Source organism: Nostoc sp. DedQUE04 (assembly GCF_034530995.1).
GTDB lineage: Bacteria > Cyanobacteriota > Cyanobacteriia > Cyanobacteriales > Nostocaceae > Nostoc.
The window spans coordinates 1-17,585 of the sequence record NZ_JAVRCA010000106.1; the positions used below are offsets into that span (position 1 = coordinate 1).

The window sequence follows — 17,585 nt, forward strand, 5'->3', positions numbered from 1 at the left end:
CTTAGTCATACCCCTCTAGTTTCTAGAGGCTCCTACCAAGAACGAGCCGCGCTCCGACTGTGTAAGCAGTACTGTTAAAAACTACTCGTCCCGGTACATCTTCCATCTCGGCATTGGTTATATAGCTGGGGACACGAACTACTTCAAAGCCATCGACTAAAAGTTTAAGGCTTCCATAACCGTTATCAAAGCCAGCAGGAAAAATTTTTTGTAAGGTGTGAATGTTCGACATTGGGGAAAATTTAATACGGTTCAATTTGTAAAAATTATCAGTTGAGGAGATATGGGGGAGCAGAGGAGAGAAGAATAAAATGACTACCTCTTTTTTCTCCAGCCTCAAGAGCTTATCATACCCCCTTGGGGGCTAAGTGGGGTATAAAGCGTCCAACAGTCAAGTATACCCCAGAAAACACCCATATATACCCTACATAGGGGTCAAATACTCATCGAAGTCCTGAATCATTTTTGGGGTACATATAGCCCCTATATAGCCCCCGTCAACATTTCTGAAGTTTTATTTTATTCAAAAAACAAAACTGGTTTACTAGATTGCATTATTATAAAATTTAGTTATTTTTGAATGACTAAATTCAGTCTTGACTAAAATCAGCAACAGCTAAACGGGACAAAAATCTATTTTTACAACTATTTTCTCGAAGAGTAGGACTTTTTGAGAGCTAAAGTAATGACTAAATAGCGTTAATTACAATTTAGTCATTTGTAAATGACTAAATTACATAATGACTAAACAACTTAAAAACAACATTATGCATTATGATATTGACTAATTTACACAATGCTGCTGGTAGTCAGTAAAATGTTAATTCTTACTTGTGCATCCTTGTCCGGTGGCCAGGGAAAAACAACTGTTGCAATCTTGTTGGGTAGAATGCTTGCTCAAACAGGACAGCGTGTACTGATGATTGATGCCGATCCCCAAGCGAACCTAACTTTTTACCTGGGACACGAAGTTCAGCAGAATCAACCCACGCTTCTAGAAGTTCTCAAAAAACAGATCAATACTGAAGACGGTATTTATGAAATCGGAGAAAACCTATGGTTAATTCCTGCTGATGATGGATTAGATAATGCTCAAGAATTTTTGTCTGGGAGCGGTATGGGAGCTATTGTTCTGAGCAAACGCTTAAAAGAGGTATCAGATTTATTCCAATACTGCATTGTCGATGCGCCACCTCAGCGATCGCAAATCTGCCTTACATCGTTGGGGGCCGCTGACCGTATCATCATTCCTGTAGAAGCATCATCTAAAGGTGTAAATTCTCTCATCCGAACTCTGAGTTTAGTTGAGGAACTTCAAGAAATTGATGCTTTTTCAGGGATAGTGCTTGGCATCTTGCCATTCAGAGATAAATGGGTAGGTAATAACCAAGTCGCACAAAGTAAGGCGAGTATCAGTGCAATGCGAACAATTGCCGAAGAAATAGTCGTTTTACCTTCAATTTTAGAATCTGAACAATTTAAAAAGGCCATAGATAAAGGTGTAAGTTTGTCCTCTCTAGGCTTTGAACAACTCGAAACTCCCTTCCAACAAATCATCGAGAGGTTACAAAAGAATGTCTGATGTTTTTGAGCGCCTTAAGAAAAAGACACGTCCAAGTGTTCCAGCACGGGATACAACACTTGTAAAAGTACAACATGACAACTTACTAAATGACGAAATTACTGAATTTAGTCATTTATCTGAAAAACCAAAACCGGATTTAGATAGTGAGGAAGTAATAAACGATAAGGTAAGCACTTCTAATCAAGAACAGCACTTAGAGTTACCCCAGATCATCAGGCGAACAATCAGGTTAGAACAGGACATTGATATCAAGCTAGATACGTTTTGCAATGTAAATAAAATTACTAGAGATACTTTCCTAGAAGCTGCATTTATCGTCTGCTCAGAAAATGAGGAATTATTGCAAGAGGTACTAAACCAAGCTAGAAAACGTTATCAACAGCGTAAGCAAGCTGGTGAACAACGCAAATTTCAGACATTGGCTAAGAAAATCAACGTTAACGATTAAGTTAACCCTAATCTATCCGTGAGAGGTTAAGGTAATTGCACAAATGTCCGTGAGGGTGCAGGAAACTACACTTACGAGTTTTAGTCAAATTCTATTGCCAATGGTGAAGTTATAAAGCTTTAAGAAACTGCACTGGTTCTGTAGCCTCACGGCTGTTATTCACAAAAATATCAGCAATTAGTCGTAAAACTTCAGCTTGTTCTTCTGGAGGTGCTTCAGCAATCAGCGATCGCAGGCTAATTCCTGGCCTCTGACCAAATAACTCAGATAAATACCACACCCTAGCTTCTACCGGAATAGCCAAAAGTAGCGCTATTAGTTTTGATGCTCCTAGATCCGCCTTCCCGCGACGAAAGCGGGATAACATTACTTCTGACACTTTAGCCTGTTCAGCAGTCTTCTTCGCTTCCAAATTGAAGCGATTCATCATCTCATCGAATAACTGCTGATAACTTTGTGTTTTTTCTGATACAAAACTTTGCATTGCTTTGCTAATTATACTTAAGTTTAACGGTTATACTATTTGATGTTTGATTAAACGACAACGATGATGTATACCCTAATCTTACCAAACTCTTGCTAGGAGTGCTTTTTCCCAGACATATCTTTAATCTTCAGATTACTAGCATAGCCATCAAATAAATATCTTGTCACGATTCAATATAAAAGTTCGTTGACTAAGTGTTAATGATGGACATCTAAAAAATTAGTCTCTATCCCAACGGATCGAGGTGAAATTTTGTCTTTTCATTTGTATTAGCAAAATTGTGACACAACCAAATTCAAAAATTCAGGGACGTTTCTATCCACTTAAGCATGAAGAATGGCTGAAAGCCTGCCGTGAACTCACACCAGCACAGAGGGATGTCCTGTACTACATCCGAACCATTGACCCTTATAACCAAGGGATTGATATCAATGCCGCTGAGGTAGCTCGTCAGCTGTCAGCACCAGAGCGGATAGTCCACAGGCAAACTGTAAGCCGCGCTCTTAAGGAATTAGACGCAAAGGGATTCATTGATCTAGAGCTATTGCAAGTCAGAACCAAGGTGAAACCAAAGGGATTATGGTGCAATGACACACCCGAATTTATTGAAGACACCGATGGTGTGATGATGCACCCAAGGTGTGATGACGCACCAATGGTGTGTGAAGACACCGATGGTGTGATGATGCACCCAAGGTGTAATGACGCACCGAGTGCGATCGCCACACACCACGCTGGATCACCACGCACCACGATGGATCATGACGCACCATGCGCGATCGCCACGCACCATGCGCGATCGCCACGCACCATGCGGAGGCTGAAAGCCTTGTGGAGAGAGAATTTCAAAACCCTAAGATCAATAAGAATTATTTAGACCTTATAAAGACTCTCTCAGAAGAGGAGCGAGCGAATTTTCTTTCATTTTGTGAGGAAAAAACCAAAAATCTTAGCCAGCCAGTGAATGACATTGAGGCATGGTTAGCTCACAAGAACAAAGCCGGAAGAAATCGCTGGGAGGTTTATTACGAAAAATATCTGGCATCAATTCAGGTACAAGCCAAAAAAACTGAAACAAAAAATGCTCGAGACGAATTCCGTCGAGAACTTGAAGAACGGCAGCGACAGGCTCAAAGAGCTTGGGAAGAGTCGCAAAGGCAAAATCTCGCTGAGAATACTGGAGGTGCGACGTGATTGATAAATTGCCACCCCAAAACATCGAAGCGGAAGAGGCGATTTTAGGCGGTATCATGCTTGACCCAGAAGCAATCAGTAGGGTGAGCGATCGCTTAATTCCCGAAGCCTTTTACATTAGCGCCCATAAAGATATCTATCAAGCCGTACAGCGCCTTCATTACTCTGGTAAACCCACTGATTTACTCACAGTTACAGCTTGGCTTACTGACCACGATTTACTAGTCCGTATCGGCGGCAGAAATAAATTAGCAACTCTGGTAGACCGCACAGTGTCAGCTGTCAACATTGACGCTTTAGCCGGGTTGGTAATGGACAAATTCGCGCGCAGACAGTTAATTAAGGCTGGAAATGAAATTGTACATCTGGGTTACGAGACAGAAACTGAGTTACCACAAATCCTTGACCAATCAGAACAGAAAATTTTCCAATTATCTAATCAAACTCTATCTTCAAACACTGAACATAACAGCACGATTAACGTTGCTGCTTACGAGGATTTAAATTCAGGAAACCCCATTTACCCTACAGGACTTCATGAACTCGATAATTTGATGGTGGGATTTGAAAGCGGCACACTCACCATAGTTGCGGGTAGGCCATCAATGGGAAAATCCCAAATTGCGCTGTTTTTGGCTCTCCAAATTATACTACTCCACAATCTACCTGTGGTCATCTTCTCCTTGGAGATGACAAAGAAACAATTGGAGTACAGGCTGTGGAGTTTAATTAGTATTACCAACGCCTATAAGCATTTAGAGTTAACGCCACTAAAAAGCGATCGCATCCGCAGACATCGCTCAGGTAATAAACCCCTAGCAGACTGGGAATTTACAAGCATTGCCAAAATCGTCGGTGTTGCTTCAGAATTACCGCTTTATATGAATGACTCAAGAGGTATTACCGTTTCTGGAATTGCTTCCGAATGCCGTCAAATTAAGGCTAAAGAGGGAAAACTTGGGTTAGTTGTCGTTGATTACCTGCAAATGATGGCAGAGGATTCAGGCGGCAACCGGAGTTATGAACTAGGTGACGTGGCACGGGGACTTTACAAAATGGCTGGAGATTTAGAAGTTCCTGTGTTGGCGCTTTCTCAAATTTCTAGGGGAGTTGAGGGCAGACAGAATAAGCGCCCAATGATGAGCGACCTTAGCCAGTCAGGAATTTTAGAAATGGTGGCAGACAATATTATTCTCGCTTACCGGGATGAGTACTACAACCCAGACACTACAGACCAAGGAATATTAGAGCTAATCATGGCTAAAGCACGGCACGGTGAAACAGGTACAGCAACGGTATTTTTTGACAAGTCCTATGGAATTATCCAGAATTTGCGGTGATGGAATATCGGAGTCCTCAAACTCCACTCAATTCCATCCGCCTCCTGTATCGGAATTTTTACTGGGGGGTATTGATAATAGCCCTAGTAAAAACTCTTCAGAAATAGAGATATCCCTAAGTATTGACAACCCTAGTAAAAAGCCTGGACAAATAGAGATATCCCCCGGTAAAGATAGCCCTAGTAAAAAGCGCAGAAATTGGGGTGAGGGTAACGGTACTATTCATTGGCGCACCATTACTAGGGGTGGAAAGGACTACCCCCAGGCTTATTATCATTGGCAGGAAAAAGGGAGAAAGAAGACCAAGTACATTCCCAAGCATTTACTTGGGGATATTCAAGAAGCAGAGTTCAAAAAGCGCCCAATTAGAGAAATTTTGACATTACTGGGTGTTGTACCTAGCCCTAGTAAAAACACATTACTGGGGGATATCAAAAATAACCCTAGTAACGATGTCGAACAGTCAAAGATACCCCCCAGTAAAAATAGCCCTAGTAAAACTAGACGGAACAAAGGATTGGGTAGTGGCTTTATTGAGTGGAAAACCATTACCCTTCACGGCAAAGATTATCCCCAAGCTTGGTATCACTATGAGTTTTGGAAAGATGGCGATCGCCTGGTTAAAAAGTGCAAGTATATTCCAAAACGACTATTAGAGAAAATAGAGAAGCTAGAAGCGGATAAAGCGCCAGTTAGAGAGATTTTGTCAGTATTGCGAGTAAAATTCTAAAAAAACCTCATCCTCAAAAAAGCCGCGCAAATCGTAAATATCGGGTAACTTTATTATAGGGTTACAATAATGATTATCATTTTTGCTTAATAGGATGCTGTAGTTGCGTTTGTCTGTGATCCAGGATTGCAACCTATCAATATTAAATGCCAGCCTAATCCTGTTGATATTTATGAGAAGTTCAAAGGGCATTCTTTAATAATTAATGTCAATGTGCTAAATTTGGCAATAAAGGACTAGGTTTTCCATAGTAGCTAACTACAACATACTGTTTGGCACGAGTAGCTGCTACATGAATTAGAGAACGTTCCGAACTGATCAGCGCATTATATCTAGCTTTATCAGAAGCATTTGATAAAGCTGATTTTTAAGGCAAAAAACCTTCATTAATTCCTGCTAAAATAACATAGTTAAATTGCAGCCCTTTGACTCGATGCATAGTAGCGATACGAACACCTAGTTGAGATAAATTATCAGGTTGACTACGTTTAATTTCTTGTGTTTTTATCCCTAATTGATTAAGAGCAGAGATGTACTGTTTAACTAGCTGGTTAGTACGTACCACAATACAAGTGTTGGATAAAGAATTATCGCCATTTTCTAACTGCTGAAGATATTGTTTGATAAAACCAATCTCTTCATCAAAATTAGAAAACCCTTGAACAATTGGCTCATCGCCATGAAGTAGCGAGCGGTATCCTTTTAAGTCATCTTGATTCCCATCTAAGTCATCAACAGTAACTCCATCTAGTACCTTTGTTGCCCACTTCCTAGTTTCGTCTGTTGTACGGTAATTAATTCTCAATTTGTGGGAGCGACCACGAATATCAATACCGCAGCGACTAAGAACAACTTTACGACCGTAAATGCGTTGGTGAGGGTCGCCAACTAGAAAAATATCATTGCCATCATCTTTAGGTGGAACTATTGCCCTAATTAGTGAGAAAACTGCATCGCTCATATCTTGAAAATGTTTTTGAGTTCCTTTGGATCACCTCAACACGAACTTGTTCACCACAAACTTGCCTGACTGCTTGAGCAAAGTTTTCGCCCGAATAGCCCTGATCTACCCAAACAACTTCCAATTTGGACAATTCTTCAACAGCCTCATGCAGCACAACGACAGCTCCTAAGCGCTCCGAAGCATTGGCTTCAGTAACTAAGACACCAATCAACAACCCCTGAGAATCTACTACTATATGGCGCTTACGCCCTTTAACCTTTTTACCACCATCGAAACCGTAGACCTCCCTTTTTTTTCTGTCGTCTTTACCGACTGAGAATCTGCGATGTCTACGACGGGCTACGCCTACGCAACCTTAGAATATTCATCTCGTCCTACATCTTGTCGCAGTTGATGACGTACAAGACCCGTGAATTTGCTGCCAAATGCCCTTGCGTTGCCATTTCTGGAAGTAGCCGTACACTGTTGTATAAGGAGGAAGGTCATGAGGAAGCATTTCCCACTGACAACCAGTACGTTGCACATAGAATATAGCATTGAGGATTTCTCGGAAATTCACCTCTACAGGATGCCCGAATCCTTTGGGTGCTGGTAGAAGCGGCTTGAGAATTAACCATTCAGCATCGCTTAAATCACTCGGGTAAGGTTTACGGTCTGGATTCTCAATCTTCGGGAGACGGCTCATCGACAACAAAATAACTACACTCGATTTAGCCTATAACTCCACTCAAGCAACATTCAGTCTTCTTTAGATTTTCTTTACGAATCAGCTCTAATTGTCGCTCTCGACGCAAGTACGGAGATAAGCTGGACTATTATAATATTCCTGAAGAATATTTGTGTAATAGCACGATTGACGAGGAAATTAAAACTGATATTTATCAAGCTACTTTACTCCACAAGGAATTTGCCCAAGCACTGAATATAGTTATTTTGGTTAAAACCAATCTTAAAAGTAATGCTCGTAGTCATGTAATTCTATTTTCTAGTGACCTAAAGTTGTCATCCCAAAAGATAATCGACTACTACAAACTGCGCTTTCAAATCGAGTTTAACTTTCGAGATGCCAAACAGTTTTGGGGATTAGAAGATTTTATGAATTTAAGCCAAACTGCTGTAACTAATGCTGTTAATCTAGCATTCTTTATGGTCAACTTATCCCATTATCTTCTCGCGGATTTTCGTCTCCTTAATCCCGACTCCGGCATTCTTGACCTTAAGGCTCACTATCGTGGTTTTCGATATGTCCGTGAAATTTTAAAAATGCTTCCCGAAATGCCTGAGCCTATTTTATTAACCCAGATTTTTGCCAAGCTTACTTCTTTAGGACGTATTCATCCCGTTTCCACCGGCGTTGAACCCTCGTAAATTGGCAGAGGTATTGCGAAATCAAACTGTTTTTTAAACTGTCGGCGATAAGTTCTCTCTGTTCGTTGCCTGTAGCGACTTAAGTTGCTAAAGTTTATCTTGCCACAGGCAATCAGAATAGTGCCAAACAGTGTCATCAATGCTTTCATCTGAGGTTTGCGAAAAATCCCCATTTTTGTCAGTAAGCTTTGTATAATTTCCATACAGCTATCGATCCGGTGCTTGTTTGTTCTAATCAGCACCTTAATGGGTCGATAGCTTTCTTGTCGATTCCCTCAACTCAAAATTGTCCGGAGTATTGATTTAAAGTACCTAAAAAAAATTAGTTACAAAGATTTTTGGGGTTTGTGAGTGACTTTCCCAATGTTTTTAGGTAAACTGTATAGTGTTTGATTTGAGAAATATTAGCGATCTGCTTGCAGCAGCACTTCGCTATCCCATTTTCCCACGAAATCAGAGAGAGCCATTTAAGTTAAATCTATAAGCCTAATGCTTTGCGAGTATTAGTGCCAACAATACCATCATCAAGTAGTCCAATAGAACGCTGAAAAGCGATAACAGCTTGTCTTGTATTTTTGCCAAAATCACCATCTATTGCCCCAGGAGAAAAGCCTTTATCTGTTAGTTTTTGTTGAAGTTCCTTAACATCTTTACCAATTGAACCTAGTTTAAGTAAGGTTTCATCTTCTTCAAGAATAGTGCCTAATTTATCAGCGACTTCCTTCCGTAAACGAGGTAATTGACTAAATAACCACTCTCCCGGACAGTCAGTATTACTAAACTCTCGATGTCCTCGAATATTCTTAGGATCAATATTACAAGAGTCACACAAAGAAACGCATAATTCGACTAAACTATCCCACTGTTTCTGCCCCATTTCAAAAGTCATGAAGTTGCCTTCATTCTCAATTCCTGGGGATTCATTGCCTCCAGCAAGTCTGTTTCCCTGTTGTGCAGCATGGGCAGAGAGAACACACATTCCTTGTTTGACTGCATCAAGTGTTCCATGTCTTCCTTCTAAAAGAATTCCTCCAGTCGTATTCAGAAAATTATGTCCAGAATCACTCCAACCGTTGGTATCCATGTGATCTTTTTGAATCTGACGGGCATATTGTTTACCTCCCTCTACTGTTCCTTTTGAGACATTATTAGGAGGATTCCCACTATCAGTATTGTGAATCACGATAAATTTAGGAAATGTTTTGTCAAATGGTCCAGCAGATTTCGCTCCCCATTCATTAGTTGTAATAACTTTGGCAGAAAAAGGCATTTTTTTCTCCTTGTGAAAATAATTTGTCGTTGTGTTGACCCTCAACGCGATCGCACAGATGGTTTTTTGCTCGGCGATCGCACGTGACATTCTTGTTCAGTAAAATTGTTCATGATGCTTTCCAATTTTCCAAGCGTCTTGGTAGTTGCCAAAGGCAATCCTGAATGCTCCATTAGAATTCATGGGATTTTCAGTGTAATACTTACCAGGCTCAGTACTAGCTTCAGCTGACATCAGAATTTACCCATTGTTTCTAATAACACATCTCACATCATCCCAAGTGTTTAACGCACCTGTGCTTGGTTCCCAGGTATCGGGGTTTTTGACATCTTCCAGATACACAATATTTAGGAATATAACTCTATAGCCGAATGGCACTAAGTTACGCTGCCTCAACGATTTTCCCTTTTCTTAGTGCCATTCCTCTATAGCCCTTGGACTGCATATATGCGATGACCTTCTTACCGTCTTACATATTTTTACTTTCCTTTGCTTTCAACCTGATACATCCATAAAATCCCACCACATACTGACTTATCGCCTGAGAATTACTGGCTTATGACTGACTTTTATGGTGTTACTGGTACAATCCATACAGTCGTCATAAGATGCCCCATGCCCAGATCACTTAAAGTTAAACATAATTGTCTTGACAAAGCCAAGCTAGCACTTATACGTAACGGCTTTCCCAGCCAACGCTCTTTAGCTGAAGATGCAGGATTCGCTCTAGCTACAGTCAGTAACTTCCTGACTGGTAAGCCTGTTGACTATGTGACTTTTGAAGAACTCTGTCGGAAATTGGCACTTGACTGGAGAGAAATTGCAAATCTGGATTTTGAGGTTTTATCCCAGACTATAGATAAAAATACTAAAATTTCTGAGTTGATTGATGCAAACCAGGATACCTCGCCCTGCTATCCCAATGGCTCAGTTCCTCTAGGTTCCCCTTTTTACCTAGAACGTGCTCCTCTTGAAGAGCAGGTTAATCAAGAAATTAGGAAACCAGGAGCCTTAGTGCGGATTAAAGCGCCCAGAGAGATGGGCAAAACTTCTCTGCTAATGAGAATTCTTGACTCTGCTAAACGCCAGGGCTACCGCACTGTCAGCTTGAACCTGGAGCAGGTTGACCAGGTTATCTTGAGCGATTTAAATCAATTTTTGCGCTGGCTGTGTACCAACATTGCCCGCCAGCTTCAGTTAGAAGCGAAGCTAGATGAATATTGGGATGAGGATCTAGGGAGCAAAATTAGCTGCACTTCCTACGTCGAAGAGTATCTACTAAAATCAATTGCGACTCCCCTCGTTTTGGCGTTAGATGAGGTGAATCAAATTTTTGAGCATCCTCAAGTGGCAAAGGATTTTTTACCCCTGTTGCGATCATGGTACGAAGAAGCCAAAACATTGCCCATCTGGCAAAAGCTCCGCCTGATTGTGGTTTACTCGACGGAAATTTACGTTCCCCTCCAGCTTAACCAATCCCCTTTCAATGTGGGACTCCCGGTTCAGTTAAACGATTTGAGTTTAGATGAGGTACAGCAATTAGCCCAACGCTACGAACTCGACTGGTCAGATGGCAAGGAAGCTAGACAACTGATGGACATGGTGGGGGGACATCCTGCATTGGTACATAAAGCACTTTATCACCTTAGTCGTAGGGAAGTAACTCTCGCGCATCTGTTGGAAACTGCCCCTACAGCAGCCGGAATTTATAACCATCACTTGCAGCGCCATTGGGTAATATTGCAAGAGCAACCGGAATTAGCTAGTGCCCTTAATAACAGCATAAGTGCCGCTGATCCTGTATACTTAGCTCTTATACCAGCTTACAAGTTAAACAGTATGGGACTGATTAAGTTAGATGGCAATAAAGCCACCCCAAGTTGTCAATTGTATCGGCGATATTTCCAAAGTCAAAAACTTTTTGTCTAATGATAGTGATTCCCTAGTAGGAGATGATGATGAGTAATAATTCACCGAATGCGTTAAATTATCTTGAAACTCATAAGAGGCTCTCTCAGCGCATTGCAATAGCCCAGTTACGTGGCGAAAATCTTCGGTCTGATGAAGAAATCACACAATTCCTGATCAATGAGAGGATTTTAAGCGAGGAGGAGGCTAAATTCTTTAATTTTGTTACAACTTTAGAAACAGATACAAATAAACCGTCAAAAGTTATAGATTTAAGAGACTTTACATTTAACATTTTTGGTGTTTCTAACCAACACCTTGCCGATCTTCTTTCTCTTGGTAATCTTGCTCCTAATGATAAGATTCCTTATCCTTTGATTAAGTTTATTAATGGAATAATAGCTTTCATTGGTTCCGACTCTAATCAACCTCCTTGGTCTCTGGTTGAAACGGAATCGGACGTGTTCTTATCCCCTACTAAGGGAGAAATAGAGAAAGAACTAGCCCCACTAGCCACAAAGGTAAAAGAAAATGGGTCTCCCTTTAATGTTCTCCAGCCTTCTAAGAAACTATCTCAACTTATTGCCAAGTCCTGGCTACGTGACGGTGATAGTGAGGCTAAAGATGTATTTACTGAGGGCGATCCAGATAAAGTGAAGTCTTTTCTCAAGGATCGTGGTCTCCTCTCTGAGCTTGATGCTGAATACGCCACAATTAAGATAGACAGATGTGAGCTTACACCTGAACCGAATTCTACAGGAGTAGTATATATTGGTGAACTAACTATTGCAAAAGACGATGCAGGTGAATTTACTAATTATAATATAACAATCCCATACCCTGAAGAACCTGCTGAGTTAAGAAATCATCCTGAGATTCTAGAAGAGTGGGTCAATAGTCCAGATGGTGAAGAACTCTACACTCCAGTTAAAATCAGTCCGGTTCAAATTAGCCGTTGGATACCTTTAACTTGTTAAGATATGGCTAGATAAATTCTTAGTTTTAGCTTAATTCTAGGGAATTAAACTGTGGTTTTGCTCAATATTCTCTAATTAGAAACAGTACTGTTTTGGTAAATGTAGCGGCAACCCTTTTAATTTAGATAGTATGTATAATAAGCCGCGATTGGAGCAGTGTTTTCGCTCACTTGATGTTGAAACCTTAGAGAAAGACAAGGTTCTTCTGCTGTTATCTGAGAGAGGTTCATTTCTACTCAGAGGTCACCTCTATCAACGGCTCATTGCTCTGGTTGATGGTCAAAGTACAGTAGACGAAATTGTGAATCAGCTTTGGCTGTCAGAGAAGTTTCCTCTAACAGAGATTTACTATACTCTGATGGAGATGGAACGGAATGGCTACCTTGCCGAAGGTACTGTTTCCTTGCCATCCAGCTTCACCATCTTCTGCGAACATTTAGGGATCGATTCCCATATCGCTTATGAGCGGTTGCAAACAACTAAAGTAGGGATTAGGTCATTCTGCTCAAATCTGCCCACGTCCGAACTCAAAACCGCTCTTGAATCTCTCCATCTTCAAATCGAAGAGGAAGGCGCGATTGAGATCATTTTGACCGATGACTATCTCAAAGATGGCTTGGCACGCTTTAACGAGAAAGCCTTAACCCTCTCACGACCCTGGATGCTAGTCAAGCCTGTTGGAACTATTCTCTGGATAGGTCCTATCTTCGTTCCAGGGAAAACTGGTTGCTGGCAATGCCTCGCTCAACGTTTGCAAGATAACCGACCCGTCGAACAGTTTATTGCGAAACATCAAGATAGCAAAACCACTCCTTTAATTTCCCCGCTCGGCGGTCTTCCTACTACCGGCCAAACAGCCTTAAGTATGGCAGCTACCGAACTTTTTAAGTGGATTGTTCAAGGAGAGAATCCCCACATCGAAGGACGAATCGTTACTTACGATACCCTTTCTTTAAAAACACAATCCCATATCCTGGTCAAGCGTCCTCAGTGTCCAAGTTGTGGGGCGATCGCTAATGGCTTGAACCGCGAACCTGATCCTGTAATCTTAGGACACTGCCAGAAGACATTTACAGCCGATGGAGGGCATCGTTCCATATCTCCCGAAGAAACCCTGCGGAAATATCAACACCACATTAGTCCTTTGACGGGCGTTGTCCGAGAACTAAGGAAGAGCCAGCAAGACCCGCAGGGTTTAATTCATACGTATGTAGCAAGTCATCATTTCGCCACAATCTTTGATGACCTCAATGCATTACAGCAAAACATTAGCGGCAGAAGTGCGGGGAAAGGGAGAACAGAATCGCAAGCGAAGGCAAGTGGATTTTGTGAAGCGATTGAGCGATATTCCCACATATTTCAAGGCGATGAAATCAGGCAAAAAGGAAGTTACCAAAAAATCGCAGATCGAGCCATTCACCCCAATGCCTGCATGAAATTTAGCCAGGAGCAATATGAACATCGCCACCAATGGAATCAAGAGTGTTATAGCTGGTTTCAGCGCGTTCCAGAACCTTTTGATGAAGATCGGGAAATTGAGTGGACACCTGTTTGGTCATTAACTAATCAGCAATTTAAGTTTTTACCAACAGCTTACTGCTACTTCAACTATCCAAATCTCCCAGATCCTTATTGTTGGGCCGATCTCAATGGTAGTGCGGCTGGCAACACATTAGAAGAAGCCATCCTGCAAGGATTCATGGAATTAGTCGAGCGAGACTGTGTTGCTTTATGGTGGTATAATCGCCTCAAGAAAGCGCAGGTAGATTTGGACAGCTTCGCCGATTCCTATTTCCAAACCTTAAAAAACTACTATCAGACCTTGCAGCGCGAACTTTGGGTTTTAGATATCACTAGCGATCTGAATATTCCTGCCTTTGTTGCTATCAGCCGAAGAAGCGATCAAAAAGTAGAAGATATTATCCTTGGCTTTGGTGCCCATTTTGATGCCAAGATTGCCATTAGTAGAGCGTTGACCGAAATGAACCAGAGTCTTCCTTACGTTTTATTTGCCAAGTCAGATGGTAGCACTCAGTATCCTTCCTCCTCAGATTCCCTTCCTATTCAATGGTGGAAAATGGCAACGTTGGAAAATCAATCTTATCTGGTTCCTGATGAAAGTATCACCACCAAAGTTTGTGCTGATTATTTGCAATTTCAACATGATGATCTGCTAGAAGATGTAATGACCTGCCAGCAAATCGTTAAAACTAACGGTATGGAAATGCTGGTGTTGGATCAGACTCGTCCCGATATCGGTTTGAAAGTAGTCAAGGTAATGGTTCCAGGAATGCGTCACTGGTGGAGACGGCTAGGTTCGGGGCGACTGTATGAGGTTCCCATAAAAATGGGCTGGTTGAAAGAGCCATTCCTGGAACATCAACTAAATCCTTTTCCAATGTGGATGTAATGGCAGGTTATCACTCAATATAAAAGACTTTAATTAGGTCAGAAAAAACAAGGAAATAGTTATATGAAGCCAAAAGGGTTAAGAAATTCAAAAAATTACCGGAGTTAATTGCTCTATGTACAAAGAATATAATATTATTGATTCAGACACCCATGTGTTTGAACCTTTAAATATGTGGGAAAAGTATTTGGAACCTGGCTATAAGGATTTTGCCCCGTCACCTGATAGGAAAATTCAGGGTGAGGATATTTACGGTCAAGTTTCCGTTGAAGCAGCTAACCGATGGGCTCAACAAATTCTTCAGGCTCACCCACAGGCTAGGCTCAATGGTTTTAGCAATAAGCTGCATGTCTTAACAATGGAACAGATGGGAGCAGATGTATCATTCATTTATCCCACTGTTGGGCTATTCATTCTGGCAATGGATACCATGAAGCCTTCTTTAGCTGGAGCTTTTACTCGTGCTTATAACAATTGGTTATATCAAGAATTTTGCAGCTATGCCCCAGATATACTCAAGGGAGTGGGTCTAGTCAATCTTCATGCTCCAAAAGAAATGGTTCCAGAACTGCATCGCATTGTACAGCTTGGCTGTCAAGCAGTGTGTTTACGCCCTAACCCCGTCAAAGGGCGGACATTGAGCGATCCTGCCTACGAGCCATTTTGGATAGCGTGTGAAGAATTAGGAATAGCAGTGGGAATACATGAAGGAACTCATAGCCGTCTACCAACAACTGGATCTGATCGCTTTCACACTCGGTTCGCCCTACGGGCTTGCTCTCATCCAATGGAGCAGATGATGGCTTTGCTCTCCTTGATTGAGGGCGGGGTTTTGGAGCGTCATCCCAAACTTCGGGTCGGATTTCTAGAATCAGGCTGTAGTTGGCTTCTGTATTGGCTGTGGCGATTAGATGAAGAGTACGAGTGCCACTACTGGGAAGTTAAAGATAACGTCAAGATGCCGCCTTCAGACTATTTCCGTCGCCAATGTTTTATTGGACTTGAGCTAGGAGAACCTTACTTGGAGCAGGTCATTGAGTATATTGGTTCGGATAAATTGCTCTTTGGTTCTGACTATCCCCACGTCCATTGGGGAAGACAAGAAGAAAAGCTCAAAGAAAAGCCAGATGTTTTGGACATCAAGCAGGCACTTCTGGAACAGCTACCCAAAGAAATAGTACAAAAAATCCTTTGGGATAATCCCGCTTGTTTTTATAGACTGGAATAAAAAGGTCTAAGGCGAAAGAACCAAAAAGGTAAAAGTCAAGATTAGCTTAATAAAAATTAAGGAAATTATTATGGTAATTGCTACAGGAGCGAAGCAACAGGTTAAAATCGGACCAACCCAGTTATTGATTAATAATGAATGGGTAGAGGGTGTTTCTGGAAAACGGTTTGAAACCATTAATCCGGCAACAGGAGAAGTAATCTGTGATGTAGCAGAAGCACAGGCTTCCGACGTTGATCGGGCAGTAGAGGCAGCTCGCAAAGCCTTTACTACCGGAGATTGGACACAAATGTCTGCCACTCGCCGAGGCGAATTGCTCTACAAACTAGCTGATCTGATTGAGCAAAATAAAGAAGAACTGGCGCGGTTGGAAACATTGGATAATGGCAAGCCTCTAAATGAATCACTGAACGTAGATCTGCCCCTAGTTATCTCTATATATCGCTATTATGCTGGTTGGGCAGATAAGATTCAAGGTAAGACAATTCCGATTAATGGCACTTACTTTTGCTACACACGACATGAGCCAGTAGGGGTAGTTGGTCAGATTATTCCCTGGAACTTCCCGCTCGTACTACAGGCGTGTAAGATGGCACCAGCCTTAGCCACTGGCAACACCCTTATCCTCAAACCTGCTGAACAGACTCCATTATCTGCACTACGAATAGGAGAGCTAATTCTCGAAGCTGGTTTCCCTCCCGGTGTGGTTAATATCCTCCCTGGTTATGGACCAACAACAGGTGGGGCTATTGCTCGGCATATGAATATTGACAAAGTTACTTTTACGGGATCAGTTGAAGTAGGACGGCTCATTTTAGAAGCGGCAGCTCATAGTAATCTCAAGCGTGTTACGTATCACCTTAGTGGTAAGAGCCCCAACATTATCTTTGCGGATGCAGATATTGAGCAGGCAGTTGAGGGAGCTCATCTTGCGCTCTTCTTCAATCAGGGGCAAGTTTGTACGGCAGGATCGCGCGTCTTTGTAGAGGAAAAGTGTTACGACGAGTTTGTAGAGAAAAGTGTTGAAAGGGCTAAACGACGTACAGTTGGCGATCCGTTCGATCCCAAGACTGAGCAGGGACCACAGATAGACAAGATACAATTTGACAAGGTGATGCGCTACATTGAGTTAGGAGTTCGTGAGGGGGCTAAACTCTTGTGCGGTGGCAATCAAAGAGGCGATCGCGGTTACTTTATTGAGCCAACCGTCTTTGCCGATGTCCAGAATCATATGAAAATTGCCCAGGAAGAGATATTTGGTCCGGTAATGAGTATTCTCAAGTTTCGGGACATTAATGAGGTGATTGAGCAAGCCAATAGCACACCTTATGGTCTCGCAGCGGGAGTTTGGACTAAGGATATTATCAAGGCTCACACAATTGCCAATAATGTCCGAGCAGGCACCGTCTGGATGAATTGCTACGGTGTTCTCAATGCTGCTGCCCCTGCTGGAGGGTTTCAGCAGTCCGGAATGGGTCGTGAACTCGGTGAGTATGGCTTACAGCAATACACCGAAGTTAAAACGGTAACAATGAAATTGTAGAAATGTAAGATATAATGTCCTAGTCTTTTGGTTTGCTTATCATAGTAGGAACTTAAAATTTAAATAGTATCCAGAAATGTAAGGATTCAGGTGGTAGGGTATTGACAAAGGGGACGCTTGGAGTGGAGTATCA

General features: G+C 41.8%; 16 protein-coding genes and 3 pseudogenes. 12 read left to right on the forward strand and 7 right to left on the reverse strand.

The window, feature by feature from the left end:
• Nucleotides 1-52: 52 nt before the first annotated feature.
• A pseudogene (locus RM049_RS37445) lies at nt 53-232 on the reverse strand (hypothetical protein); the annotation flags it as partial.
• A gap of 585 nt (nt 233-817) precedes the next feature.
• Between RM049_RS37445 and RM049_RS37450 the strand changes: the two are divergent.
• Entirely contained in the window at nt 818-1,582 is a 765-nt protein-coding gene (locus RM049_RS37450; RefSeq protein WP_221704414.1) for a ParA family protein, read from the forward strand.
• On the forward strand, nt 1,575-2,033 hold the full coding sequence (locus RM049_RS37455) for a hypothetical protein (RefSeq protein WP_322707843.1): 459 nt from the start codon (nt 1,575-1,577) through the stop codon (nt 2,031-2,033). The genes RM049_RS37450 and RM049_RS37455 overlap by 8 nt, the downstream gene beginning before the upstream one ends.
• Nucleotides 2,034-2,142: 109 nt before the next feature.
• Here the strand turns inward: RM049_RS37455 and RM049_RS37460 are convergent, their stop codons facing one another.
• Complete coding sequence (locus RM049_RS37460; RefSeq protein ID WP_069069515.1) at nt 2,143-2,517, reverse strand: hypothetical protein; 375 nt, start codon at nt 2,515-2,517, stop codon at nt 2,143-2,145.
• Between the two features lie 283 nt (nt 2,518-2,800).
• On the opposite strand from RM049_RS37460, the gene RM049_RS37465 reads away from it, so the two are divergent.
• From RM049_RS37465 to RM049_RS37480, 4 genes are all read left to right on the forward strand, one after another.
• Entirely contained in the window at nt 2,801-3,397 is a 597-nt protein-coding gene (locus RM049_RS37465) for a helix-turn-helix domain-containing protein (RefSeq protein ID WP_322707844.1), read from the forward strand.
• 83 nt (nt 3,398-3,480) lie between these two features.
• Entirely contained in the window at nt 3,481-3,714 is a 234-nt protein-coding gene (locus tag RM049_RS37470; protein ID WP_322707845.1) for a hypothetical protein, read from the forward strand.
• Nucleotides 3,711-5,054, forward strand: a complete 1,344-nt coding sequence (gene dnaB, locus RM049_RS37475; RefSeq protein WP_322707846.1) for a replicative DNA helicase — start codon at nt 3,711-3,713, stop codon at nt 5,052-5,054. The genes RM049_RS37470 and dnaB overlap by 4 nt, the downstream gene beginning before the upstream one ends.
• Entirely contained in the window at nt 5,029-5,784 is a 756-nt protein-coding gene (locus RM049_RS37480) for a hypothetical protein (protein WP_322707847.1), read from the forward strand. Before dnaB ends, RM049_RS37480 begins: the two co-directional genes overlap by 26 nt.
• 367 nt (nt 5,785-6,151) lie before the next feature.
• Here RM049_RS37480 and RM049_RS37485 read toward each other — a convergent pair whose 3' ends face one another.
• Nucleotides 6,152-6,745 (reverse strand): 3'-5' exonuclease, encoded by a 594-nt coding sequence (locus tag RM049_RS37485; RefSeq protein WP_322707848.1) that lies wholly within the window; start codon nt 6,743-6,745, stop codon nt 6,152-6,154.
• 1 nt (nt 6,746) lies between these two features.
• A pseudogene (locus RM049_RS37490) lies at nt 6,747-7,433 on the reverse strand (IS5 family transposase); the annotation flags it as partial.
• Nucleotides 7,434-7,522: 89 nt separating this feature from the next.
• On the opposite strand from RM049_RS37490, the pseudogene RM049_RS37495 reads away from it, so the two are divergent.
• A pseudogene (locus RM049_RS37495) lies at nt 7,523-8,116 on the forward strand (transposase); the annotation flags it as partial.
• Here the strand turns inward: RM049_RS37495 and RM049_RS37500 are convergent.
• The 3 genes from RM049_RS37500 to RM049_RS37510 all read right to left on the reverse strand — a co-directional run bounded on the left by RM049_RS37500 (nt 8,083) and on the right by RM049_RS37510 (nt 9,620).
• Nucleotides 8,083-8,319 carry a hypothetical protein gene (locus RM049_RS37500; protein WP_322707849.1) on the reverse strand — a complete coding sequence of 79 codons (237 nt, stop codon included), beginning with the start codon at nt 8,317-8,319 and terminating at the stop codon, nt 8,083-8,085. The pseudogene RM049_RS37495 and the gene RM049_RS37500 sit on opposite strands and share 34 nt — an antisense overlap.
• 275 nt (nt 8,320-8,594) lie before the next feature.
• On the reverse strand, nt 8,595-9,476 hold the full coding sequence (locus tag RM049_RS37505; protein ID WP_322707850.1) for an N-acetylmuramoyl-L-alanine amidase: 882 nt from the start codon (nt 9,474-9,476) through the stop codon (nt 8,595-8,597).
• A 6-nt stretch (nt 9,477-9,482) separates the two neighbouring features.
• The gene (locus tag RM049_RS37510) at nt 9,483-9,620 is read right to left on the reverse strand and encodes a hypothetical protein (RefSeq protein ID WP_322707851.1); all 138 of its coding nucleotides are present in this window, start codon (nt 9,618-9,620) and stop codon (nt 9,483-9,485) included.
• A gap of 381 nt (nt 9,621-10,001) precedes the next feature.
• Here RM049_RS37510 and RM049_RS37515 point away from each other — a divergent pair, with 381 nt between their 5' ends.
• The 5 genes from RM049_RS37515 to RM049_RS37535 all read left to right on the forward strand — a co-directional run bounded on the left by RM049_RS37515 (nt 10,002) and on the right by RM049_RS37535 (nt 17,452).
• A complete protein-coding gene (locus tag RM049_RS37515) occupies nt 10,002-11,315 on the forward strand; it encodes an AAA-like domain-containing protein (RefSeq protein ID WP_322707852.1) in 1,314 nt (437 codons plus the stop codon).
• A gap of 29 nt (nt 11,316-11,344) precedes the next feature.
• On the forward strand, nt 11,345-12,271 hold the full coding sequence (locus RM049_RS37520) for a hypothetical protein (protein ID WP_322707853.1): 927 nt from the start codon (nt 11,345-11,347) through the stop codon (nt 12,269-12,271).
• Nucleotides 12,272-12,401: 130 nt separating this feature from the next.
• The gene (locus RM049_RS37525) at nt 12,402-14,681 is read left to right on the forward strand and encodes a TOMM precursor leader peptide-binding protein (protein WP_322707854.1); all 2,280 of its coding nucleotides are present in this window, start codon (nt 12,402-12,404) and stop codon (nt 14,679-14,681) included.
• A gap of 115 nt (nt 14,682-14,796) precedes the next feature.
• Nucleotides 14,797-15,909: an amidohydrolase family protein gene (locus RM049_RS37530; RefSeq protein ID WP_322707855.1), complete on the forward strand. Its 1,113-nt coding sequence runs from the start codon at nt 14,797-14,799 to the stop codon at nt 15,907-15,909.
• A 70-nt stretch (nt 15,910-15,979) separates the two neighbouring features.
• Entirely contained in the window at nt 15,980-17,452 is a 1,473-nt protein-coding gene (locus tag RM049_RS37535) for an aldehyde dehydrogenase family protein (protein WP_322707856.1), read from the forward strand.
• Nucleotides 17,453-17,585 lie beyond the last annotated feature (133 nt).